Raw genomic sequence first — 21,063 nt, forward strand, 5'->3', positions numbered from 1 at the left:
TAGCTCAGCTGGATAGAGCGTTGCCCTCCGAAGGCAAAGCTAAGTCAAGCGCGCTGTGGGTGAAGGCAAAGAAAATCGAGGGAAACCAAGCGATTGGCGGAACTCGAAGGAAGCAGGAAAACTGCTTCCGTGGTCGCGGAAGCACTGCGGAAGCAAATTGAAGGAGGATATGGAGTACGAACGGCGACAATCGGCAGCGGATTTTTGGCCACCCCGTTTGCATTCGTTCGATTGCTGGATTCTCGATTGACCCTGATCGGTCACGAGCCCTATCTGAATACCGATGCACCCATAGCTCAGCTGGATAGAGCGCACCCCTCCGAAGGGTGAGGTCTCAGGTTCGAATCCTGATGGGTGCGCCATTTCGGTACAGACAATTTACTACGGCGCTTAGAGAGCGACCCTTCCAGCGAGGAAGCGGACCAGCCTGAGCCCGGCGAATAATGCTCCGGTAGATAGCGCAACCGACGCCGCCACATAGATAGCAGCGTAGATCGGCTGCCCCCGCTCCCATAGCAGCGCTGTTTCCAGAGAGAACGTCGAGAAGGTTGTGAATCCACCGATGACGCCTGTTGTCAGGAACAGGCGCGCAGGCTGCGGAAGCCCAGTCTTGATGGCCCAATACTCGACGACCATTCCTACTAGGAAAGATCCGGTAATATTGATGGCAAGCGTGCCAAAGGGAAAGCTCGTGCCGAAACATTTGAGCGCCAGTAGGCTGACGCCGTGACGAGCCATGCCCCCGATACCAGATCCTATGAAGACGAGAAGAAAACCCACGCATGCCTCCCTTAGCGCCCAACGGCGCGAAAGCAGGCGTCATCAGCACCAGCGCGGTTATAAGGGAGACACCATTCCCTTTGAGAAAATATCAGTGCGAGAGGCAGGCGACAACAGGTGGCACCACTCACGCCGCGTTGTGCGCCAGTTTCACTTCGAGGATGCGGACTCCAGCCGGGGTGGTCATAAACTCAATCCGCCAAACCCCAAGGCGCGATGCTGTTGGAAATCGTCTTGGCGATTTTCTAATACGCCTTGTGGCGTGGCGAAGCCGTCCGCCAGACCATGGTCAACTCCCTGACCGGCGCGCCGATTGAGAGCGGTCGCGATACCACCTGCGTCTCCCGCTGGACGTCTGACCGCACATAGAGAGCCGGCAGAAGAGATATTCCCATACCGCAAGTCACCATGAGCCTGAGCGTGTCCAGCGTCGTGCCCGCGTAGTCCGTAGCATGGGCTGCGCCGACCTTATCGCAAAGCCGGGCGATCTGATCGTGAATTCGGTGCCCCCGTTCCATACTCAGAATCGTTTCGCCTGCCAGATTCTTCGGATCAACGGTGTCGAATGCGGCCAGGCGATGATCGGCCTGAACGACAAGGTGCAGGGGCTCACACAGCAAGACGACGCTGGTGAACTCGGGATCGTCCAGTCTTTCGGGAAGCAGCAGCACATCGTGAGCACCATCGGATAATTTGCCCGGCAGATTTTCGAGCCGATCCTCCCTGACCATGATGCGTAAATCGGGGTAAGACTCCCGAAGCTGTGGCACAGCGAGCGAAAGCACATAGCCTCCTACGGTCTGGACCACACCTAATCGCAACGGGCCACGCGGCACGTCCGCTTCATCGTGGCGGGCGATTTCCCGAATGTCCTCGACTTCGGCAACAACGCTTCTCGCGCGTCGCGCGATCTCCGAACCGACGGGTGTCATTAACACTTTGGTCCGCGTGCGCTCTACAAGCTGGACCCCTAGCCGGTTCTCCATCTCCTTGAGCTGCATGCTCAACGTGGGCTGCGTCACGTTGCACGCGTCCGCTGCGCGGCTGAAATTTCCATGGTCGGCTACGGCGATGAGGTATCGCAATTGTTGAACGCTTGGCATGAGACATACTTATAGCCCACATTCTCCAAGTAAGTCGCTGATTTCGCTGTCGTAATCGTGATATTTCGCATATAAATCATGGCGTTGACGGCTGCGAGGGGCGCGTTTCATGGATCACCTGGAGGGTGCGGGCTTGGCGCGGGGAGATCGGGTTGATTTCGACCGCCGTGTGCGTCTGGAGTTCCGTGGTGCGCAGATCAGTTCAGACGGTGGCCTGCTGGTGATGCGCGAGCTTGATGACGTGCTCGGCCTGTCCAATCTGGCGTCGGAGGCGCTGCGAGACAGCCGCACCGGGAAGAACACGCTCCATCGGCTTGACGGATTGTTCCGGCAATCGGTGTTCGGACGACTGGCCGGATACGAGGATGTGAACGATGCCGACCGCTTGGCCCTCGATCCCGTGATGCGTCAGGTCGTTGGCGGCAGGGCCGTCGAGGCGCAAGCTGCTTCGGCATCGCAGATGGGACGGTTCGAGACCGAGACGCTGGCTCTGGCCGCGAACCGGGCGGCGCTGGCCGATCTGAACGGCCAATGGATCGACCGGTTTCATGACCGCAACGGGTTGAAATACATCGTGCTGGACATGGACAGCTCGGTCAGCCCCACCCACGGCGATCAGGAAGGTACTGCCTGGAACGGGCATTTCGACTGCACCTGCTATCACCCCATCTTCTTGTTCAACCAGTTTGGCATGCTGGAGCGCTGCGCCCTGCGTAACGGCAATGTCCACAGCGCCGATGGCTGGCGGGATGTCCTTGATCCCGTCATTGCCCGATATGCTGGCCGCGACCTTGGTGGACGCTTCTTCCGGGCCGACGCTGCCTACGCGATCCCCGCGATCTATATGCGGCTGGAAGAAGCCAGGTTCTTCTACGCCATCCGTCTGCCCGCCAACGCCGTCTTGCGCGAGAAGATCGCGCATCGGCTGACACGGCCCGTGGGACGGCCTTCGCTGACCAAGGTCAAACGGTTCTTCGAGGACTTCGAGTATCAGGCGGCGTCCTGGGACAAGCCGCGCCGCGTCATCGCCAAGATCGAATGGCATCCGGGCGAGCTGTTCCCCAAAGTCGGCTTCATCGTCACCAACCTGCCGATGGAGCCAGACTGGGTGGTGAGGTTCTACAACCAGCGCGGCACCGCAGAGCAGCACATCAAGGAAGGCAAATATGCCTTTCGCTGGACGCGGCTGTCATGCCGGAAGTTCCGGCACAACGAGGTGCGGCTGCAACTGCACGCGCTGGCCTACAACCTGGCAACCTTCCTGCGCTGCATCGAACTGCCCGAGGCCATGGCGGACTGGTCGTTGACCAGCCTGCAACTCAAGCTGATCAAGATCGGCGCCCGCGTCGTCCGCCACGCCCGCGCCATTACCTTCCAGTTGGCCGAGGTCGCCGTCACCGGCCCGATGGTGCGGGCCGTCCTTGCCGCCATCCGCCGTCTTCGAACGCCTCCGTCATGCGCATGACCACGATCCATGCCCAAGCTGAACGAAAGCGGCAGGACAGGTCCGTCTGCCGCGCGGAAAAGCGGCTCTGCCGGGCCAGAATGCTGCGGGTTCGAGGCTTGATCCACCCGACTTCGGCCGTTTGCGCGACGACAGACACCGCTCGGGGCGAAAAACGCTTGCCCAGCGAGCAAAATCAGGCGATCTTGAAGTCAAGCGGCGGGCCACTTGGGGAATGTCGGATTGGACATCATCGTCATATTGGCGTGTTAGTTCCTCCAATTCGAATCTGGGTTCCGTCGCTGCGGAGCCGCATGCAGTGGAGGACGAGCATGACCAAGAACCCGACCATGACGACGAGCGCGGGCGCGCCGGTTCCCGACAACCAGAATTCGATCACCGCCGGCGAGCGCGGCCCGGTCCTGCTGCAGGATTATCAGCTGCTCGAGAAGCTCGCCCACCAGAACCGCGAGCGCATTCCCGAGCGTGTCGTCCATGCCAAGGGGTGGGGCGCGCATGGCACGCTGAAGATCACCGGCGACATCTCGAAATACACCAAGGCCAAGGCGCTGCAGCCGGGCGCGGAGACGCCGCTGATCCTGCGTTTCTCGACCGTGGCTGGCGAGATGGGCGCGGCCGATGCCGAGCGCGACGTGCGCGGCTTCGCGATCAAGTTCTATACGCCTGAAGGCAACTGGGATCTCGTCGGCAACAACACGCCGGTGTTCTTCGTGCGCGATCCGGTGAAATTCCCCGACTTCATCCACACCCAGAAGCGCCATCCGAAGACCAACATGCGCTCGCCGACGGCGATGTGGGACTTCTGGTCTCTCTCGCCGGAGAGCCTGCATCAGGTCACGATCCTGATGTCGGATCGCGGCCTGCCGGTCGCCCCGATGTTCATGAACGGCTACGGTTCGCACACCTATTCGTTCTGGAACGACCAGGGCGAGCGCTACTGGGTGAAATTCCACTTCAAGACCGTGCAGGGTCACAAGCACTACACCAACGAGCAGGCAGAGCAGGTCATCGGCCGGACGCGCGAGAGCTATCAGGAAGAGCTCTACGGCACGATCGATCGCGGCGAGTTCCCGAAATGGAAGGTCCAGGTCCAGATCATGCCGGAGCTGGATGCGGAGAAGACCTCCTACAATCCCTTCGACCTGACCAAGGTCTGGCCGCATGCGGACTATCCGCCGATCGACATCGGCGTGATGGAGCTCAACCGCAATCCGGACAATTACTTCGCCGAGATCGAGAACGCCGCGTTCTCGCCGTCGAACATCGTGCCCGGCATCGGGTTCTCGCCCGACAAGATGCTGCAGGCCCGCATCTTCTCCTATGCGGATGCCCATCGCCACCGGCTCGGCACGCATTACGAGACCATTCCGGTCAACCAGCCGAAATGCCCGGTGCACCACTATCACCGTGACGGGCAGATGAACACGTATGGCGGCATCAAGACCGGCAGCCCGGACGCCTATTACGAGCCGAACTCCTTCGGCGGACCGGTCGAGCAGCCTTCCGCCAAGGAGCCGCCGCTGAAGATTTCGGGCGATGCGGATCGCTACAACCATCGCATCGGCAATGACGACTACTCGCAGCCGCGCGCGCTGTTCAACCTGTTCGACCCCGCCCAGAAGGAGCGCCTGTTCTCCAACATCGCCGCTGCGATGGGCGGCATCCCGCAGGCGATCGAGGAGCGCCAGCTCGCCCATTTCGACAAGATCCATTCCGAATACGGCAATGGCGTGCGCCGCGCGCTCGCCAAGTCGGATGGGCGCGAGCGTCCCGCGATCTCGGTGACCGAGAACACGCCGCAGCACGCGGCGGAGTAACGTCGCGACCATGATTGGAATGGAGAGGGCCGTGGCTGACGCCGCGGCCCTTTTTTATGGGCCGGCCATGAGGCGCGCGTCATGCCCGGACTTGACCCGAGCATCGCCCACGAGAGATTTTCGGGTCCGCGCCTCGCTCTGCCCGAGAATGACGGGGCTCGCTCCGATCGCCCGACCGACGATATGCACTGGCACCCTCGCCAATCTGCCACCACGAAAGCCTGCCTCATGACCGACCTGACGCAAGACGAAGCCCGCATCATCGCCTGGCTGGGCGAGCGGAAGGACGAGATGATCGACCTGCTGCGCGAGCTGGTCGATACGGATTCGGGCTCCTACGACAAGGCGGGCGTCGACAGGGCAGGGCAGGTTCTCGCGCGCTTCCACGAGGCGAACGGGCTCTCCGTCGAGATCATTCCCGATGCGCGCTATGGCGACGCGGTGAAGGCGCGCCTCGCCAACCCCGCCGCGAACGACCAGCGCCCGGTCCTGCTGCTCGGCCATCGCGATACCGTCTTCCCCGAAGGCGAGCCGACGCGCCGGCCGTTCAGGATCGAGGGTGCGCGTGCCTACGGGCCGGGCGTCGCGGACATGAAGGCGGGGCTCGTCATCGAGGCTTTCGTCGCTGCTGCCTTCGCTGCGAATGACGGGCTCGCCGCGCCGTTGACCATGCTGACGACGAGCGACGAGGAGATCGCCTCGCCATCCTCGCGTCCGGTGATCGAGGAGGCCGCGCGCGAATCCCGCTGCGTCTTCAACGCCGAGCCTAGCCGCCTGCCGGCGGGCACGGATTTCACCGCCGACCGGCGCCAGTCGATCACCAGCGGGCGCAAGGGCGGCGTGTTCCTGCGCGCCGACTTCGCCGGCAAGGCGGCCCATTCCGGCGCGAATTACGAGAAGGGCATCTCGGCCATCGTCGAACTCGGCCAGAAGATCGCCCGCCTGCAGGGGCTGACCGACCTCGATGCCGGCATCACGGTGAATGTCGGGCTGGTGGGTGGTGGCCAGACGGTGAACACCATCGCGCCCTCGGCCTGGTGCGAGATCGATCTGCGCTATCGGACCGCCTCGCAGCGCGACGACACCGTCGAGGCGATCCGCGCCATCGTCGAGACGCCGGACATCCCGGGGGCGTCGGGCACGCTCACGATCAAGGGCGAGTTCGTGCCGCTGGAGCAGACGGCGGATTCGCTTTATAGACGATCTCTATTAGATGCCAAGGAGCTTTCGATTTTCCTTTGGTCGCAATTTGTGGTTCTTGGGGCTCGCTCGCAGGTTCTGCCCGATGAGCGCCAGCCCATGCGTGTTGAGCAGGCAACCCGCCTCGGCAACGAGGCGCTGCCAAACGCGTCACCAAAACGAAACGAGTCTGCGTGTCCCTGATCTCCATTCTTCTACTATCAGCTTTGGGTTCCGTTGCTGCATGGCGGGTGGGGCGGCACGTTTCATCCGGTCTGAAGCACGTCGCTGCACTTCTACCTATCGCCCTTTTTGCCTGCTTCATCTTTCACATTGAGCCGGTGGCCTCCGGCGGGGTCGTCACCGATACGGCCGCATGGGTGCCCTCTTTGGGAATCGACCTGGCTTTCAGGCTGGACGGATTTTCGCTTCTGTTCGCTCTCCTGATTACCGGCATCGGCTCGCTCGTGACGATCTATGCCACGAGCTATTTTTCTGAGGCCGATGCACGCGAGCGCGCCCGCTTCGTCTTCCTGATCCATCTGTTTATGACAGCGATGCTCGGGACGGTGCTGTCGGACAACCTCATTGTCATGTTCGTGTTCTGGGAAGCGACAAGCCTGACCTCCTTCATGCTGATCGGCTTCGAGACCGCGAAGACGGAGGCCCGCCGCGCCGCGTTGCAGTCGCTGCTCATTACCTGTGGCGGCGGGCTGGCGCTGCTCGGCGCGATCCTGCTCATCGGCATGGAGCTTGGCTCATTTTCGTTGGCCGCCATCACCGCCCGGGCGCCGGAACTTGTCGCAAGCCCGTTGCTGCCGGCCGTGATCGTCCTGCTTCTGATCGGGACATTCACCAAGTCGGCGCAGTTTCCCTTTCACTTCTGGCTCCCGAAGGCCATGGCCGCACCGACGCCGGCCTCGGCCTATCTGCACTCTGCGACCATGGTGAAGCTGGGCGTCTATCTGCTTGCCCGCTTCGACGGCATCTTTGCCGGCGTCCCGGCCTACGGGGTGATCCTCGTCACCTTCGGCCTGCTCACCATGTCGATAGCGGCCTTCAACGCGATCCGCGCGACTGGCTATAAGGCCATTCTGGCGCAATCGACCGTGGCCTCGCTCGGTATTCTGGTGATGCTGATCGGCCTCGATGGTCCTGTGTCGTCCGTAGCGGTCATCGGCTTCATTCTATCCCACGCCCTCTACAAGGCGGCGCTGTTCTTCTGCGCGGGCACAGCTATCCACGCCACTCACATCACCGAGTTGCGCAAGCTCGGCGGTCTCGCCAAGCATCTGCCGTTCACGGCGGCAGCGGCGGTTCTGGCAAGTCTGTCCATGGCCGGACTGCCGCCCTTTGTGGGCTTCATCGCCAAGGAATACCTGTTTGAAGCGCAGCTCCAGAGCAGTTGGAGCGCGATCGCCGTGATCGTCGCCGTGCTGGTCAACGGCGTCATGGTTGCCGTCGCCGGTGCGGTGTCGCTTCGCCCCTTCTTCCGGGGGCGCGGCAAGATCGAGCATGTGCATCATGGGGAGACGCCCGGCCTTCTGATCGGGCCGATGCTGCTGGCTATCCTCGGCGTCGTATTCGGCATCGCACCGCACCTGATCGTGGACAACCTGATCGCTCCTGCGGCCGGTGCCCTGCGCGGTTCACCTGTCCAGGTTTCATTTTCGCTATGGCACGGCCTGACCCCGATGCTGGGTCTGAGCGCTGCCGTGGTGATCCTCGGTATCGCGCTGATGTGGAAGTGGAATGAGTTTCATCGCGCCATTGGTCAGATGAGGCTCGTCCAGAAAATCGATGCCGACCGGGCCTATTATCGGGTTGTAGATAGGGTGCTGGGGACAGCACGCGCCACAACCCGATGGCTCCAGAACGGGGATCAACGGCGATACACCCTAACCGTGGCATCGTCGCTGCTGATCGTGGCCGGTTATGCCCTTGTGACAGGGGGACCGCTGAACCTGACGTGGAGCGGCGGGGAAATCCTCCCGTTTCCGGCCATCATCCTGATTCTGGCGATAGTAGGATGTGTCGTAGCCATTAGATCGACCTCTCTGGTCACGGGGCTCGTCGGCATCGGCATTGTCGGCTACGGCTCGGCGCTGCTCTTTCTCGCCAACGGAGCACCCGATCTGGCGCTCACCCAATTCGCGGTCGAGACCCTTGTGCTGGTCGTGCTGATGGCCGTTCTCGTGCGCTTGCCGACCGATGCGCCCAAAACGCGATCGCCAAGGGAAAGCCGGATCGATGCGGGCATTGCAACTATCTTTGGCTTCCTCGTCTTCGGCGGCCTTGCAACCATGACGGCCCAGCCGTTCGACACCCGCCTGTCCGATTTCTATGGCGCGACCAGCTATCTCGAAGCGCGGGGGCACAACGTCGTCAACGTCATCATCGTTGATTACCGCGCCTTCGATACCGTCGGGGAGGTTGCCGTTGTGGCCTTCGCCACCCTTGCGGTTTGGGCGCTGCTCAAGCGCCGCCGTGCCGGAAAGGGGAGCTGACCATGCGCTCGGTGATCTTCTCCGCCATGGCCAGGGCGTTCTTCTGGATCATGCTGGCCGTCTCGGTGCTGATCCTTCTGCGAGGCCACGACCAGCCCGGAGGCGGCTTCGTCGGCGGCCTGGTCGCCGCCATGGCGATCGGTGTCGTGGCGCTTGCCGATGGCGTCGCCGCCGCCCGCCGTCGTCTCGTCGCACAACCTGTCGTCCTGCTCGGTCTTGGAGGGCTGCTGACCATCGTCAGCGGCATCCCGGGCTTTGTCGCGGGCGGGGGGTTTCTCGCGCATCAATGGCTCATCTTCGACAACGGATTCAAGCTCGGCACGACCATGGTGTTCGACCTCGGCGTCTATCTCGTCGTGTTGGGCGGGATGCTGTCCCTTGTCTTCCGCCTCTACGAGGATGCGCCATGAACCTGATCTATTCCGCCGGCTTCGCCGCCATCATGGCTTGCGGTGTTTACCTCCTGCTGTCCCGGCACGTCATGCGCATCGTGTATGGCGTGATCCTGATCTCGGCCTCGGTCAACCTCGTCCTCTTCCTCTCGGGCAGGATCGGCCCTAATCCGCCCCCCGTGATCCCGTCCGGAGAGACGGTCCTTTCTGCCGGGGCCGCCAATCCGCTGCCCCAAGCGCTGGTGCTGACGGCCATCGTCATCGGCTTTTCGCTGGTCGCCTTTGCTGTGGCGCTGGCGCTCCAGACCTTTCGAACCATTGGAACGCTGGACAGTCGGAAGCTGAACCAGGCGGAAGCGCTGGGCTCGCCCTATGAGGAGGGCAAGAGCCAATGATCGGGTTCATCACGTCAAATGTCATCCTCTGGCCGATTGTCGTGCCGCTCACCGGCGCGATGCTTGCGATGCTGTTTTGGTCATCGCCGGCCGCACAGCGTATCGTCACGGCCGCCGCATTGGCGGCGATGCTGGCGGCCGCTCTGCTCCTGCTCAACCGCGTCCTCTCCGATGGGCAGATCGCGTTGACCTTCGGGGGCTGGGCTCCCCCCTTCGGCATCAGCTTCGTCGCCGATCGACTTGGAACGGCCATGGTGATGGTGACGGCGTTGCTCGCCGCTGCGGTCATGCTGTTCGGTCGCGCCGATATTCGGGGCCGTCAGGAGCGCTCGGGGTTCCATCCCCTCATGCTCGGCATGCTCGCCTCGATCAACGGCGCATTCCTCACCGGAGATCTCTTCAATCTCTATGTCTGGTTCGAGATCATGCTCATCACGGCGATGGCCTGCTGGTCATCGACCGGACCCGCGCGCAACTGGATGGCACGATCAAATATGCGGTGCTGAACCTCTTCAGCACATTGCTGTTCCTGCTGGCCATCGCCATCGTTTACGGGGTTACGGGAACGCTCAACATGGCGGACCTGTCCGTTGTCCTTGGTCAGACGCAGGACAATAACGCGCTAGCCCTGGCCGCCGCCCTGTTCCTCGTCGGCTTCGGCATCAAGGCGGGCTACTTCCCGCTCTTCTTCTGGCTTCCCGGCTCCTATCACACGGCCTCGATGACGGTAGCCGCGATCTTCGCGGGCCTGCTGACCAAGGTGGGCGTTTACGCGACCTTCCGCATTTTCTCGCTGTTCTTCGAAGGCGGCGAGGCCATGCGGGACGTGATGGCGATCATGGCGGCCGGCACCATGCTGTTCGGGGTGTTCGGTGCCGCCGTGCAGTGGGACGTTCGCCGCATCCTCTCATTCCACATCATCAGCCAGATTGGCTACATGCTGCTCGGCCTTGCGCTTGGAACCCCGGCCGCGCTGGGCGGTGCGGCCTTCTACATCGTCCATCACATCATCGTTAAGGCCAATCTGTTCCTGATCGCCGGAGCCATCTATCGCGCCAGCGGAACCTTCGACCTGCGCAAGTCGGGCGGCCTGATGGCGAGCCATCCGATGCTGGCCCTGCTGTTCTCAATTCCTGCCTTGTCCCTCGCCGGCATCCCGCCCCTGTCGGGATTTTGGGCCAAGGTCATGGTCATCGACGCCTCCTTTCAGGCTGGCGCCGGCTGGCTGGCGGCCGTTGGGCTGTTCGTCGGCCTGCTGACGATCTTCTCCATGAGCAAAATCTGGATCGAAGCGTTCTGGAAGCCCGCACCGTTGGGCCGCACCAGGCCCCGACCGGTGCCTGCCGTCATGCTGGTGTCCATCGCGACCCTTGGCGCGATCACTGTCTGGATCGGCCTGCAACCCGAGCCTTTGGTGAACTATGCCCTTGCGACAGGAGAAAGCCTTCTGGATCGGAGCGCGTATGTCCGGGCCACCTTTGCCGGCACCACGGGAGAACTGCCATGATAGGGCGCATCATCAGGCGGTGGTGGCTCGTCGCACTTCTGGCGCTCGTCTTTCTACGCGAGCTGGCCAAGTCGTCTTGGGCCGTGGCGAGAGCGGCCTTCGCCGTCGAGCAGCGGAACACACCCGCAATCATCGCTGTCCCGATCGGCCTTAGAACCGATTTCGGTATCGCGATGCTTGCCAATCTCGTGTCGCTGACGCCGGGCACGACCTCCCTTCATGTCAGCGATGATCGCAAGATTCTCTACGTCCATTGCCTCGACGCGCCAGTGGTCGACGAGATCGTGGCCGATATCAAGGACACGTTCGAGCGGCGCATAGCGGAGATTGAAGCATGATCGCGAATCTCGACCTTCTTCTTTCTCAAATCGCGGCGGGCCTGCTCGTCGTCCTGCTCGTCCCTTTGACGATGACCTTGCTGCGGATGCTGCGAGGGCCGAGCTATGCCGACCGCTTTGTCGCGCTTGATATGCTTACGGGCCTCGCTGTTGCCATGGGCGCATTGACCATGGCCGCCACCGGGCGTCGCGAGTTTCTCGACGTGGCGCTTGGTTTGGCGATCTTCGGGTTTGTAGGCACCTGCGCTCTTGCGGCGTTTTTGGAGCACAAGGGAGGCGGCAAATCATGACTCTTATCCTCGCCATGGTCGGGATCGTGCTGAAGCTCGCAGGCGTCGTTTTCCTGTTCGCCGCTGCTTTGGGTGTGCTGCGCTTCAAGGATGTTTTGCAGCGTATGCACGCCGCCACCAAAGCAGGCACGATAGGCGCGGGCCTGGTGATCCTGGGTTCGCTTGCCAATGCGTCGGACATGGAAACCATCGTCATCGGCCTGCTGGCAATCGCGTTTCTGCTGTTTACCGCACCCGTTGCTGGGCATTTACTCGGTCGAGCTGCGTACACTTCGGGGGCACCACTTCAGGGCCTCGCCTCAGAACATGCCTTAACTGGGGTTCTTCAGCGCATAGCGAAGCGGCGGGGCGATGAGGCACAATCGACCCACTTGGCGCAGCCCGATTCATGATGATCAGGTTTACGGTGTGACTTAGCCATGGCGAAGGTGTCAATCCACGCCATCGAGCTTCGCCATCTCCGCTACTTCGTGGCTGCCGCCGAGTATGGCAGCTTTCGAAAAGCTGGTGCGAGCATAGGCATTCAGCAATCTGCTCTCAGCCGTCGTATTCGCGATCTGGAATATCATCTCGGAGCGGCGCTATTCCACCGTCATAGCGGTGGGGTTACCCTCACGTTCGCCGGTCAGCAATTTCTTCGCCGTGCCCGGCAGATTTTGCGGAATGTCGGTGAGGGGTTGCACGATATCGCCTCTATCGGTCGCTCAGAGCATGGCCGTGTCAAGATCGGCATCTACTCCTCGATTGCCTCGGGCTTTCTAGCGGAGTTACTGCAGCGATATGCCGACGGTCATCCGAAGGTCCAGCTCGATCTGATTGATGACAATCCAGCCGAGCATGTTGCAGCCATTCGCCAGCTTCGCATCGACGTCGCGTTCGTCACCGGCGAGCGGACTTGGTCAGGTTGTCAATCAGCGCGGCTGTGGTCAGAGCGAGTTTTCGCAGTTCTCCCGACGAGTCATTTCCTGGCCGAAGAGGCGGAGGTCCGATGGGAGCAGCTCGCTGAGGAAATGTTTATCATCAACGACATGGCACCCGGCCAGGAAATCCATGACTATCTGATCCAAAGCCTCGCGGCATTCGGTCATCACCCGTCAATCAGGACACAGCGCGTCGGCAGGGAAAACCTGTTGTCGTTGGTCGCGCTAAACTGCGGCATCACCATAGTCAGTGAGGCCATGACCGCTGCGGCTTTTCCAAACATCTTGTATCGCCCCATCGCCGGAGAGATTCTGCCCTTTGGCGCCGTTTGGTCGGACAAGAACGAAAATCCCGCCCTACGTCGACTGCTGGATCTTGCTATGTCTATGGCAAGATTGCACGGAGCAAACTCGCTCACTCTGCCGAGCGAGACGATTGAACCGAGCGCCGCAGCCTCGCGAATCCCCGATCGGTTGCAATGAAACGCTCCAGCATGGGCACGATTAACTTCATGGGATCGCTGATATTCCGGCCAGTCTCCTGCCCGAGAGCGTCAGCATAGGCAAGAAGATCGCGGTGAAGAGTGGCCGGGAGTTCCACGGTCGTCTTTACGGGCTTTTCTTCGACAATCGCTCCCAATTTCAACTTCGCCATATCAGCCTCTGTAAGGTTCGAGTACTAAGTCGCGTGTGACGATGACCCGGACGGGATAACCGGGGCGGATCGTCAACGTGGGCGCGATCTGCAGTTGACGCCGAATAATTTGCTGGCCTGCATCATTGATCGTGTCTTGCGCCCCATCGCGGATCGCGCGGATCAGGCGGTCTTCATCGCTAACGGCACGTTGCGAGCCGACGGCCAGCAAGGTCGAGAGGCCTACGGCTTTCGCTAGATCCCACCAGTGATAGTCGACGCCATCCTGGAGGCCGGCATACCCTTGGGTATCGGCGCCCGGTTGCCTCTCCAAAACGATCGAACGGCCGTTCGGAAGGATCAGCCTGTTCCAGACGAGAAGAACACGGCGTTGCCCAAAGCCGACGTCGTTGCTGTATTCCCCGATAATTCGTGTCCCCTGGGGCACGATGAGCACGCGACCGGTAGGGCTATCGTAGATATTTTCCGTCACCTGCGCGGTAATCTGTCCGGGCAGATCGGAGCGTATGCCCGTGATCAGTGCGGCGGGGATGACGGCACCGGCCTGAAGAACGTAGGGAGAGGCGGGAGCCACTACACGATCGGCCGATACGGTGCGGCGATCGACCGGACCATTCAGGAATGCGAGCTGACGTTCCTGAGCCGTTCGTGCTGCGCCAGGCATTTCGAGACTAGGCATACCAAGCGTCGCCGTTTCCGCAGGCGCGGTGGTAGCTCCAGGCCCGGTTTGAAAAAAGACTCGGCTGATGCGCGCCGCTTCCATTTCCGCCAGTCGACGTTGTTCCTCCGGATCGGGTTGGGGCGACGCCACGGGCGGGGGAACGACGGGTTGACCACGATTTTGCGCATCGAGGATCGGGCGGCCGAGATCGCCAGGGAGCGGCGGACCGAGAACAGGGCCAGAATAATCCCGCGGAAGGCCTGCGAGGCCGTCGGCAGTCGGACGGTTCTCGGTCGAGTAAAGTTCCCGATCGCTGTCGCCAGCGTCGCGCGTCTGCAACGCATAGATCAGGGCACCGCCGATGCCGACGCTGACGATAAGTCCGGCGGTCGCGAGCACCTTGCGGGAGAGACGAGTTATGCGTGGCGGTTCAGCGCGTAGGCGCATGGGTTCAGCCGATTCAGCGGTCGCTCCTGTCAGCGCTTCGTCCCTATTCGTTTCATTGTTGCTCACGATGCGGGCCTCCCGTCGGTGCGGACGATCCTGACGGTTTGCTGGCGATCGCCGCCTCCGAGGCGCAGCTCGGCGGCGGCGAAGATCCGGTCTACGATCAGGATGTTCTGGTAAATTCGACTGTTGACGATCTGAGGTTCGCCGTCCGAGCCAAGGACGAAGATGGGCGGCATTTCGCCTTGGGCGATGCCGCGTGGAAACTCCACATAGACCCGCCGGCCATCGTCATAGACGGAGACCGGCCGCCAGGGCGGCGTGTCGCCGGTCAACCCATAGCGATACCGCCGCTGCGATGCCGCAGGAATGACGGGCGTTGCCGGAATATTCAGACGCTGGGAGGCCGGCAGCTTGGGATAGGCCCAAGCTATCGCCGGCATGTAAGGTGTTTCGGCGGCGCGCAGCTCGATCATGTATATGCGCCGGTCGGTCGTAATCACCAGATTGGTCGAGATGCCGGTCCTTGTGGGCTTCACCAGCACATGGACACGCCGGGTAATGCCCGATCCGCTTTCGGTGTCGCCGATGATCCAACGCGCTGTATCGCCAGCAGCGATCGGACCGGCGCCGGTGAGGCGTTCGCCTGGCTCGAGCGCGATGTTCGTGATCTGGCCCGGCGAGGCATACACCTGATAGAGGGCACCTTCGCTCCATGGATAAATCTGAATGGAGTTGTAGTAGCCTTCGCGTCGGGGCTCGATCCGCGCCGCGGCATTGGCGTTTCCGACGCGTCCAGTGGGTGAATTCGCGGCGGTCCCACCGCGCGCCGGCACCCAGGCCGGCGGTATGTGCAATGGACGCGGTCGTTCTTCAACGACAGGCGCTGGCGCAGCCGGTAGAGGCGGCACGCTTTCGTCGTAGCTGATCTGCGACGGCTTGGTGGTCGCGCATCCCGCCAGCGTGGTGGCGGAAAGAAGCGCAAGCACCAAGGCGGATTTACGGAAAGCCGGAGTGCCGGCTTTGCTGAGAGCCGGACTCATTGCGACATCTCCCGCGACCAGTTGATGGCGTTGACGTAGATTCCTAACGGATTGGCGCGCAGCCGTTCGGCGTCGCGCGGGGGCTGGATCACGATGGTGAGGATCGCGGTCCAGCGCTCGGTCGTGGCGAGCTGGCCGTTCTCGTAGCGCCTCTCTGTCCAGGCCACGCGGAAAGAGTCCGGCGAAGCGCGAATGACGCTCGACACTTCCACCGCGATCTGCTGCCGCCCGACTTTGGTGAACGGGTCATTGGCGCGGGCGTAGTCGTTGAGGGCGGCTGCGCCACGGTCTGTCGTCCATTCGTAGGCGCGAAGCCAATTCTGACGGACAATGATCGCGTCGGCCGGGATGGCGCGAACCTGCTCAATGAAGCGGCCGAGATGGAAGGCAATCTGCGGATCGGTCGGCCGATAATCGGCCACGGCGGGGGCGACGCTCTGGGCCTGGCCGAAACGATCGACCTGAACGACCCAGGGCACCACAGTGCCGCGCGCCGATTGCAAGACCAGTGCCGTGGCGAAACCCGCGGACAGGATCAGCGAGCCAAAGGCCATAGCGCGCCAGTTCCTGGCCTGCACACGGGCGGAGCCGATGCGGTCGTCCCAGACTTGTGCAGCCTTCTGATAGGGCGTCACCGGCTCGGGCGACTTGCCGTAGTGGGTTGTGGGGCGTTTGAACAAGCTCATTAGCGGTCACTTTCGGAGAGGTTGACGGAAGAGCCGCCGCCGTGGCTGTCGCCGGCGCGAACGGCATGAGCGGCGACTGTTGCGCCGTGCCCGATTGAACGGCTGCGCTGCATGCGCCTGGCCCAGGCGGGAGGACCTTCGCGGGAGCCGGCCGAACTGTCGGCAGCAGGTTCCCCGCCGATGGTCCCTTTGGTTGAGGAACCGCCCGTGGCCCCGAAGCCGGCCTTGGCGCCGTCGGAGAAGCTGGATTTCATGCTGTCGGCGGCGCGCGAGGTGGCGCGCTTCAGCGGGGAGACGGTCGCCGCGCTCGCAGCGCGGGCGACGCCGCCGAGACCGGATGCGACGCCCGCCGCGCCGGACTGGCCCAGGGAACCGAGGCTGTACGCGGCGCTCGCACCACCCGCGGCTGCGGCGCCTCCGCGGGCGACAGCAGCGCCGCCAGAGAGCGCCGCCGCGCTTCCCTTTACGGCCAGGCCGGCGGCGCCACCTGCGGCAAGCGCCGCCCCGCCGACCGCAAGGCCGGTACCAACGGCGGCGCCGGCGCTGAGCTGCGGCCCGCCCTGAACCAAGCCGGCGGCGATGCCGGGACCGAAGATGCCGAGACCCAGCAGGGAAAGCGCAGCCAGCACGACAGCCATGGCGTCGTCGATCGTCGGCGTCTGGCCTCCGAATCCGGTCGTGAACTGTGAAAACAGTGTCGAGCCGATGCCGATGATAACGGCGAGAACCAACACCTTGATGCCGGAGGAGACGACGTTGCCCAGCACGCGCTCGGCCATGAACGCGGTCTTTCCGAAGAGCCCAAAGGGGATCAGAACAAAGCCGGCAAGCGTCGTCAGCTTGAACTCGATCAACGTGACGAAGAGCTGGATGGCGAGAATGAAGAAGGCGAGGATGACCAGCGCCCAGGCGAAGAGCAGACACGCGATCTGGATGAAATTCTCGAAAAAGCTGATCCATCCCATCAGATCGGAGATGGACTCCAGCAGCGGCCGTGCCGCATCCAGCCCGGTTTGAGCGACCTTTCCGGGCCGCATCAGATCCTGAGCCGTGAAGCTCGTGCCCGATCCCTTCAGGCCGAGGCCGGCGAAGGATTCGAAAATGATTCTGGCGAGGTTGTTCCAGTTGCCGATGATGTAGGCGAAGGCGCCGACGAAGAGGGTCTTCTTGACGAGCCGCGCGATGATGTCGTCGTCAGCGCCCCAGCTCCAGAACAACGCGGCGAGCGTCACATCGATCACTATGAGCGTGGTCGCAATGAAGGCGACCTCGCCACCAAGCAATCCGAAGCCGCTGTCGATATAGGAGGTGAAGACCCCCAGGAAATTGTCGATGACGCCTGAGCCGCCCATGATTCAGCGCCCTTCCTGAGGCTGGGGCGCCGGGGGCGTCGCACGCCCGAGGAAGCGGTCGCGGGTTTCCGCCCAGACGCGCATGCAGGCCGGATCGCTGGCAGCCTCTTGGCCAAGCTGCTGGCACCGGCGCTGCGCATCCCGAAGCGGATCTCGCATCGCCTGAACCGGCCTGACCGGCTGCTGCGACGGAAGTGGTTCCTTTCGGGTCATCTCGATCGCTGTCGCCGTGATGGCGATGGCGACGAAGACGACTGCGCCCAGCCGGGCCAGCATCTTGCCGTCCATGGCTACGCCCTCAGTTGCCGTTGCCGTACATCCGGGCATTGCCCGGCTGATAGCCGGCACCGGGCGTCAGGAAGCGACGGCGCTGTTCGCGTCCCTGCTCGGCAGCGGCCGCACGCTCGGCCTCGGTCAACGCACCCGACCGGCCGTTGGCCGAGATCAGCGCGATCAGATCCGAGAGCTGTTGCGACTGGAGTGCGAGGAGCTGGTTGCCGGCCTGCGTCGCCTGCAGCGCTCCCGTCGCGCCCTGACTCTGGCCGACAAGGGAGGACATCTCGGCGCGGTTGGTGTCGATATTGGTGACGACGCCGGCCTGCACGCGCATGGCGTCCTGGAGACCGCCGACCGTATTCTGCCAGCGCGTGCGGGCGCCGGAGATCAGTTCGGCATCCGTAGCCGAGAGCGAAGCCCGGCCATATTGCTGCTGAAACATCCGGTCGACATTCTGGACGTCGAAGGCGATGTTCTGCGCCTGCTGCAAGAGCTGCTGCGTGCGTTGGACGTTCTGCTGAAGCTGCTGCAGCGACGAGTATGGAAGGCTGGCGAGGTTGCGCGCTTGGTTGATGAGGCCCTGCGCCTCGTTCTGAAGCGAGCGTATCTGATTGTTGATCTGTTCGAGCGAGCGCGCCGCCGTCAGGACGTTCTGAGCGTAATTGGTGGGATCATAGACCACCCACTGCGCCGCGGCCGGCGGCGACAGCATAGGCGCCATAGCGATCGGCATTGCCAACAGGGTTGCGGCGAGCCGAAGCGCGCGGCGGGGGGAACGATGGGTCGTCATGGTCAAGCCTCCTTCTCGGGCTGCGTGGGGATGAGGTTGGTGAGGTCGGGAATGAGATCGGCCGCCCAATCGACACCGCGCAGACGCAGCCAGGCCGCGAGGAAGCCCTCGCGACCATGCTCGGCCACGGTGCGTGCGATCAGCGATTGATCCGTCTTGGAGGAGGCGGCAGCGAACGCGAGGCCGACTTCAGAAAGCCCCAATTCGAAAAGTCGGTTGCCGCGGCGCGACTGACAGTAATAGTCCCGCTTGGGCGTCGCCCTGGCCAATATCTCGATCTGTCTGTCATTCAGACCGAAGCGGCGGTAGATCGCCGTGATCTGCGGCTCGATCGCGCGCTCGTTCGGCAGGAGCAGCCGCGTCGGACAGCTCTCGATAATGGCCGGTGCGATCCCACTGTTGTCGATGTCGCTAAGCGACTGGGTGGCGAAGATGACACTGGCGTTCTTCTTGCGCAGGGTTTTCAGCCATTCACGGAGCTGGCCCGCGAAGGCGTCGTCATCAAGGGCCAGCCAGCCTTCGTCGATGATGAGAAGCGTCGGCGAACCATCGAGACGATCGCCGATGCGGTGAAAGAGGTAGGACAGGACGGCCGGAGCTGCGCCTGTCCCGACGAGGCCTTCGATCTCGAACGCCTGGACGGATGCCGCTCCGAGATGCTCGACCTCGGCATCGAGCAACCGGCCGTAGGGACCACCGACGCAATAGGGGCGAAGCGCCTGCTTCAGATCGTTCGATTGCAACAGGACCGTCAGGCCTGTGATCGTGCGCTCTTCGGCGGGCGCGGAGGCCAGCGAGGTGAGCGCGGTCCACAGGTGTTCCTTCACCTCTGGCGTGATCGGCACGCCTTCGCGCGTAAGGATCGATGTCAGCCAATCGGCCGCCCAGGCGCGCTCCGGGATGTCATCGACGCGCGCCAGAGGTTGCAACGAAACGGAGGACTCGACGCCGTCAGTGAGGTCGCCGCCGAGGTCGTGCCAGTCTCCGCCCATGGCGAGCGCGGCCGCCCGGATCGAGCCGCCGAAATCGAAGGCGAAGACCTGGGAGCCCTCGTAGCGACGGAATTGCAACGCCATGATGGCGAGCAGAACCGACTTGCCGGCGCCGGTTGGTCCGACCACCAGCGTGTGGCCGACGTCGCCGACATGAAGCGAAAACCGGAACGGGGTGCTTCCCTCGGTCTTGCCGTAAAGCAAGGGGGGCGACCCGAAGTGCTCGTCCCGTTCCGGCCCCGCCCACACCGCTGAAAGCGGGATGATGTGGGCGAGATTGAGCGTCGAGATGGGGGGCTGGCGGACATTGGCGTAGACATGTCCCGGCAGGGAGCCCAGCCATGCATCGACGGCGTTGATGGTCTCGGCCATGCAGGTGAAATCCCGGCCCTGGATGACCTTTTCGACGAGACGCAGCTTCTCGTCGGCAATTCGGGGGTCATCGTCCCAGACGGCGACCGTGGCGGTGACATAGGCTTGGCCAGCATAGTCTGCGCCCAGTTCCTGAAGAGCGAGATCCGCATCCGCGGCCTTGTTCGCGGCGTCGGTGTCCACGAGGGCGGAAGCCTCATTGGTCATGACCTCTTTCAGGATCGCCGCGATGGACTTGCGCTTGGCGAACCATTGCCGACGAATCTTGGTCAGCAGCTTGGTCGCGTCGGTCTTGTCGAGCAGGATCGCGCGCGTCGACCAGCGGTAGGGAAAAGCCAGACGGTTGAGATCGTCGAGAATTCCGGGCGTGGTGGCAGTCGGGAATCCGACGACCGTCAGGATGCGCAGATGCGCGGTCCCCAGGCGAGGCTCGAGGCCGCCTGTCAAAGCTTGATCCGCGAGCAGCGAGTCGAGATAGATTGGGGTCTCGGGCACCCGCACCCGATGGCGCTTCGTCGAGACCGCCGAATGCAGGTAGGTCAAGGTCTCGGCGCTGTCGAGCCAGGCGCATTCGGGCATGAAGCCGTCGAGAAGCGCGATAACGCGATCGGTCCGATCGACAAAGCTGTTGAGGACCTCATGGGGGTCGAGACCGCCGCGGTCGCGTCCCTCGTAGAGCCACGCTTCCGTGCGAGCCGCATCCTCGGCCGGCGGCAGATAGGCGATGGTGAGGAAATAGCCTGAGATGTAGTGCGCGCCGGCTTCCTCGAAGTCGGCCTTGCGCTCGGCGTCGAGCAGACCAGACGCGGCATCGGGGAACAGGCTTTGAGGATAGGTCGAGGCTTCGTGACGCTGTGCTTCAACGAAGATCGCCCAGCCCGACCCAAGCCGACGGAAAGCGTTATTGAGACGGCCAGCCACCGCGACCAGCTCGGCAGCAACGGCGGAGTCCAAATCCGGCCCACGAAATCGAGCTGTGCGCTGGAAAGAGCCGTCCTTGTTGAGGACAACGCCCTCGGCGACGAGCCCGACCCAGGGCAGGAAGTCGGCCAGACGTGCGGCGGTCCGGCGATATTCAGCGAGGTTCATCATTCGG

At 62.8% G+C, this 21,063-nt stretch carries 22 protein-coding genes, 1 tRNA gene and 1 riboswitch; of the genes, 13 read left to right on the forward strand and 10 right to left on the reverse strand.

Features of this window, described 5'->3' with window-relative positions:
• Positions 1 to 285 precede the first annotated feature (285 nt).
• Positions 286 to 362: transfer RNA gene (locus FJQ54_RS02655), tRNA-Arg, on the forward strand.
• A 28-nt stretch (positions 363 to 390) separates the two neighbouring features.
• Here FJQ54_RS02655 and crcB read toward each other — a convergent pair.
• Together crcB and FJQ54_RS02665 are read right to left on the reverse strand one after the other, a co-directional pair.
• On the reverse strand, positions 391 to 780 hold the full coding sequence (gene crcB / locus FJQ54_RS02660; RefSeq protein ID WP_039247165.1) for a fluoride efflux transporter CrcB: 390 nt from the start codon (positions 778 to 780) through the stop codon (positions 391 to 393).
• Positions 781 to 806: 26 nt separating this feature from the next.
• Positions 807 to 868, reverse strand: a riboswitch (Fluoride riboswitch).
• 157 nt (positions 869 to 1,025) lie between these two features.
• A complete protein-coding gene (locus tag FJQ54_RS02665) occupies positions 1,026 to 1,883 on the reverse strand; it encodes a LysR substrate-binding domain-containing protein (RefSeq protein ID WP_084140400.1) in 858 nt (285 codons plus the stop codon).
• 109 nt (positions 1,884 to 1,992) lie between these two features.
• On the opposite strand from FJQ54_RS02665, the gene FJQ54_RS02670 reads away from it, so the two are divergent.
• The 12 genes from FJQ54_RS02670 (at position 1,993) to FJQ54_RS02720 (ending at position 13,176) form a co-directional block, all read left to right on the forward strand.
• Complete coding sequence (locus FJQ54_RS02670) at positions 1,993 to 3,348, forward strand: IS1380-like element ISPme1 family transposase (RefSeq protein ID WP_011997539.1); 1,356 nt, start codon at positions 1,993 to 1,995, stop codon at positions 3,346 to 3,348.
• Positions 3,349 to 3,659: 311 nt separating this feature from the next.
• On the forward strand, positions 3,660 to 5,165 hold the full coding sequence (gene katA / locus FJQ54_RS02675) for a catalase KatA (RefSeq protein ID WP_140926851.1): 1,506 nt from the start codon (positions 3,660 to 3,662) through the stop codon (positions 5,163 to 5,165).
• 228 nt (positions 5,166 to 5,393) lie between these two features.
• On the forward strand, positions 5,394 to 6,548 hold the full coding sequence (locus tag FJQ54_RS02680) for a M20/M25/M40 family metallo-hydrolase (protein ID WP_181159950.1): 1,155 nt from the start codon (positions 5,394 to 5,396) through the stop codon (positions 6,546 to 6,548).
• Positions 6,539 to 8,851 carry a hydrogen gas-evolving membrane-bound hydrogenase subunit E gene (mbhE, locus tag FJQ54_RS02685; protein WP_205618581.1) on the forward strand — a complete coding sequence of 771 codons (2,313 nt, stop codon included), beginning with the start codon at positions 6,539 to 6,541 and terminating at the stop codon, positions 8,849 to 8,851. The genes FJQ54_RS02680 and mbhE overlap by 10 nt, the downstream gene beginning before the upstream one ends.
• A 2-nt stretch (positions 8,852 to 8,853) precedes the next feature.
• Positions 8,854 to 9,261: an MnhB domain-containing protein gene (locus FJQ54_RS02690; protein ID WP_039246136.1), complete on the forward strand. Its 408-nt coding sequence runs from the start codon at positions 8,854 to 8,856 to the stop codon at positions 9,259 to 9,261.
• Positions 9,258 to 9,638 carry an NADH-quinone oxidoreductase subunit K gene (locus FJQ54_RS02695; protein WP_039246135.1) on the forward strand — a complete coding sequence of 127 codons (381 nt, stop codon included), beginning with the start codon at positions 9,258 to 9,260 and terminating at the stop codon, positions 9,636 to 9,638. The genes FJQ54_RS02690 and FJQ54_RS02695 overlap by 4 nt, the downstream gene beginning before the upstream one ends.
• The gene (locus FJQ54_RS17600; RefSeq protein WP_207790341.1) at positions 9,635 to 10,144 is read left to right on the forward strand and encodes a hypothetical protein; all 510 of its coding nucleotides are present in this window, start codon (positions 9,635 to 9,637) and stop codon (positions 10,142 to 10,144) included. The genes FJQ54_RS02695 and FJQ54_RS17600 overlap by 4 nt, the downstream gene beginning before the upstream one ends.
• On the forward strand, positions 10,138 to 11,145 hold the full coding sequence (locus FJQ54_RS02700) for a proton-conducting transporter transmembrane domain-containing protein (RefSeq protein WP_207790342.1): 1,008 nt from the start codon (positions 10,138 to 10,140) through the stop codon (positions 11,143 to 11,145). Before FJQ54_RS17600 ends, FJQ54_RS02700 begins: the two co-directional genes overlap by 7 nt.
• The gene (locus tag FJQ54_RS02705) at positions 11,142 to 11,483 is read left to right on the forward strand and encodes a Na+/H+ antiporter subunit E (protein ID WP_039246132.1); all 342 of its coding nucleotides are present in this window, start codon (positions 11,142 to 11,144) and stop codon (positions 11,481 to 11,483) included. Before FJQ54_RS02700 ends, FJQ54_RS02705 begins: the two co-directional genes overlap by 4 nt.
• Positions 11,480 to 11,773, forward strand: coding sequence for a monovalent cation/H+ antiporter complex subunit F (locus tag FJQ54_RS02710; protein ID WP_052247720.1), 294 nt, complete (start codon positions 11,480 to 11,482; stop codon positions 11,771 to 11,773). The genes FJQ54_RS02705 and FJQ54_RS02710 overlap by 4 nt, the downstream gene beginning before the upstream one ends.
• Positions 11,770 to 12,165, forward strand: coding sequence for a monovalent cation/H(+) antiporter subunit G (gene mnhG / locus FJQ54_RS02715; RefSeq protein ID WP_205618580.1), 396 nt, complete (start codon positions 11,770 to 11,772; stop codon positions 12,163 to 12,165). Before FJQ54_RS02710 ends, mnhG begins: the two co-directional genes overlap by 4 nt.
• Before the next feature lie 27 nt (positions 12,166 to 12,192).
• Positions 12,193 to 13,176 (forward strand): LysR family transcriptional regulator, encoded by a 984-nt coding sequence (locus FJQ54_RS02720; protein ID WP_039246130.1) that lies wholly within the window; start codon positions 12,193 to 12,195, stop codon positions 13,174 to 13,176.
• Here FJQ54_RS02720 and FJQ54_RS02725 read toward each other — a convergent pair.
• The 8 genes from FJQ54_RS02725 to trbE form a co-directional block, all read right to left on the reverse strand.
• Positions 13,109 to 13,348, reverse strand: coding sequence for a DUF2274 domain-containing protein (locus FJQ54_RS02725; protein ID WP_084140360.1), 240 nt, complete (start codon positions 13,346 to 13,348; stop codon positions 13,109 to 13,111). The genes FJQ54_RS02720 and FJQ54_RS02725 overlap by 68 nt on opposite strands.
• A 1-nt stretch (position 13,349) precedes the next feature.
• Positions 13,350 to 14,456, reverse strand: a complete 1,107-nt coding sequence (locus FJQ54_RS02730) for a TrbI/VirB10 family protein (protein ID WP_207790352.1) — start codon at positions 14,454 to 14,456, stop codon at positions 13,350 to 13,352.
• A gap of 62 nt (positions 14,457 to 14,518) precedes the next feature.
• A complete protein-coding gene (gene trbG, locus FJQ54_RS02735) occupies positions 14,519 to 15,499 on the reverse strand; it encodes a P-type conjugative transfer protein TrbG (RefSeq protein WP_039248291.1) in 981 nt (326 codons plus the stop codon).
• Positions 15,496 to 16,179 carry a conjugal transfer protein TrbF gene (gene trbF, locus FJQ54_RS02740; RefSeq protein ID WP_430803293.1) on the reverse strand — a complete coding sequence of 228 codons (684 nt, stop codon included), beginning with the start codon at positions 16,177 to 16,179 and terminating at the stop codon, positions 15,496 to 15,498. The genes trbG and trbF overlap by 4 nt, the downstream gene beginning before the upstream one ends.
• 5 nt (positions 16,180 to 16,184) lie before the next feature.
• Entirely contained in the window at positions 16,185 to 17,537 is a 1,353-nt protein-coding gene (gene trbL, locus FJQ54_RS02745; RefSeq protein ID WP_039248287.1) for a P-type conjugative transfer protein TrbL, read from the reverse strand.
• Positions 17,538 to 17,540: 3 nt separating this feature from the next.
• Entirely contained in the window at positions 17,541 to 17,825 is a 285-nt protein-coding gene (trbK-alt, locus tag FJQ54_RS02750) for a putative entry exclusion protein TrbK-alt (RefSeq protein WP_039248284.1), read from the reverse strand.
• Between the two features lie 10 nt (positions 17,826 to 17,835).
• Positions 17,836 to 18,603, reverse strand: a complete 768-nt coding sequence (gene trbJ / locus FJQ54_RS02755) for a P-type conjugative transfer protein TrbJ (protein ID WP_039248282.1) — start codon at positions 18,601 to 18,603, stop codon at positions 17,836 to 17,838.
• Between the two features lie 2 nt (positions 18,604 to 18,605).
• Entirely contained in the window at positions 18,606 to 21,059 is a 2,454-nt protein-coding gene (gene trbE / locus FJQ54_RS02760; RefSeq protein WP_039248279.1) for a conjugal transfer protein TrbE, read from the reverse strand.
• Positions 21,060 to 21,063 lie beyond the last annotated feature (4 nt).

It is taken from the genome of Sandaracinobacter neustonicus (assembly GCF_006385875.1).
GTDB lineage: Bacteria > Pseudomonadota > Alphaproteobacteria > Sphingomonadales > Sphingomonadaceae > Sandaracinobacteroides > Sandaracinobacteroides neustonicus.

Coding starts and splice junctions, on each gene's coding strand:
- FJQ54_RS02725 (WP_084140360.1), bottom strand. CDS start 13,348: ATGGCGAAGTTGAAATTGGGAGCGATTGTCGAAGAAAAGCCCGTAAAG.
- FJQ54_RS02680 (WP_181159950.1), top strand. CDS start 5,394: ATGACCGACCTGACGCAAGACGAAGCCCGCATCATCGCCTGGCTGGGC.
- FJQ54_RS02730 (WP_207790352.1), bottom strand. CDS start 14,456: ATGCGCCTACGCGCTGAACCGCCACGCATAACTCGTCTCTCCCGCAAG.
- trbK-alt (WP_039248284.1), bottom strand. CDS start 17,825: ATGGACGGCAAGATGCTGGCCCGGCTGGGCGCAGTCGTCTTCGTCGCC.
- FJQ54_RS02670 (WP_011997539.1), top strand. CDS start 1,993: ATGGATCACCTGGAGGGTGCGGGCTTGGCGCGGGGAGATCGGGTTGAT.
- FJQ54_RS02690 (WP_039246136.1), top strand. CDS start 8,854: ATGCGCTCGGTGATCTTCTCCGCCATGGCCAGGGCGTTCTTCTGGATC.
- FJQ54_RS02695 (WP_039246135.1), top strand. CDS start 9,258: ATGAACCTGATCTATTCCGCCGGCTTCGCCGCCATCATGGCTTGCGGT.
- trbL (WP_039248287.1), bottom strand. CDS start 17,537: ATGGGCGGCTCAGGCGTCATCGACAATTTCCTGGGGGTCTTCACCTCC.
- FJQ54_RS02665 (WP_084140400.1), bottom strand. CDS start 1,883: ATGCCAAGCGTTCAACAATTGCGATACCTCATCGCCGTAGCCGACCAT.
- trbE (WP_039248279.1), bottom strand. CDS start 21,059: ATGATGAACCTCGCTGAATATCGCCGGACCGCCGCACGTCTGGCCGAC.
- FJQ54_RS17600 (WP_207790341.1), top strand. CDS start 9,635: ATGATCGGGTTCATCACGTCAAATGTCATCCTCTGGCCGATTGTCGTG.
- FJQ54_RS02705 (WP_039246132.1), top strand. CDS start 11,142: ATGATAGGGCGCATCATCAGGCGGTGGTGGCTCGTCGCACTTCTGGCG.
- mnhG (WP_205618580.1), top strand. CDS start 11,770: ATGACTCTTATCCTCGCCATGGTCGGGATCGTGCTGAAGCTCGCAGGC.
- trbJ (WP_039248282.1), bottom strand. CDS start 18,603: ATGACGACCCATCGTTCCCCCCGCCGCGCGCTTCGGCTCGCCGCAACC.
- FJQ54_RS02720 (WP_039246130.1), top strand. CDS start 12,193: ATGGCGAAGGTGTCAATCCACGCCATCGAGCTTCGCCATCTCCGCTAC.
- FJQ54_RS02710 (WP_052247720.1), top strand. CDS start 11,480: ATGATCGCGAATCTCGACCTTCTTCTTTCTCAAATCGCGGCGGGCCTG.
- trbG (WP_039248291.1), bottom strand. CDS start 15,499: ATGAGTCCGGCTCTCAGCAAAGCCGGCACTCCGGCTTTCCGTAAATCC.
- katA (WP_140926851.1), top strand. CDS start 3,660: ATGACCAAGAACCCGACCATGACGACGAGCGCGGGCGCGCCGGTTCCC.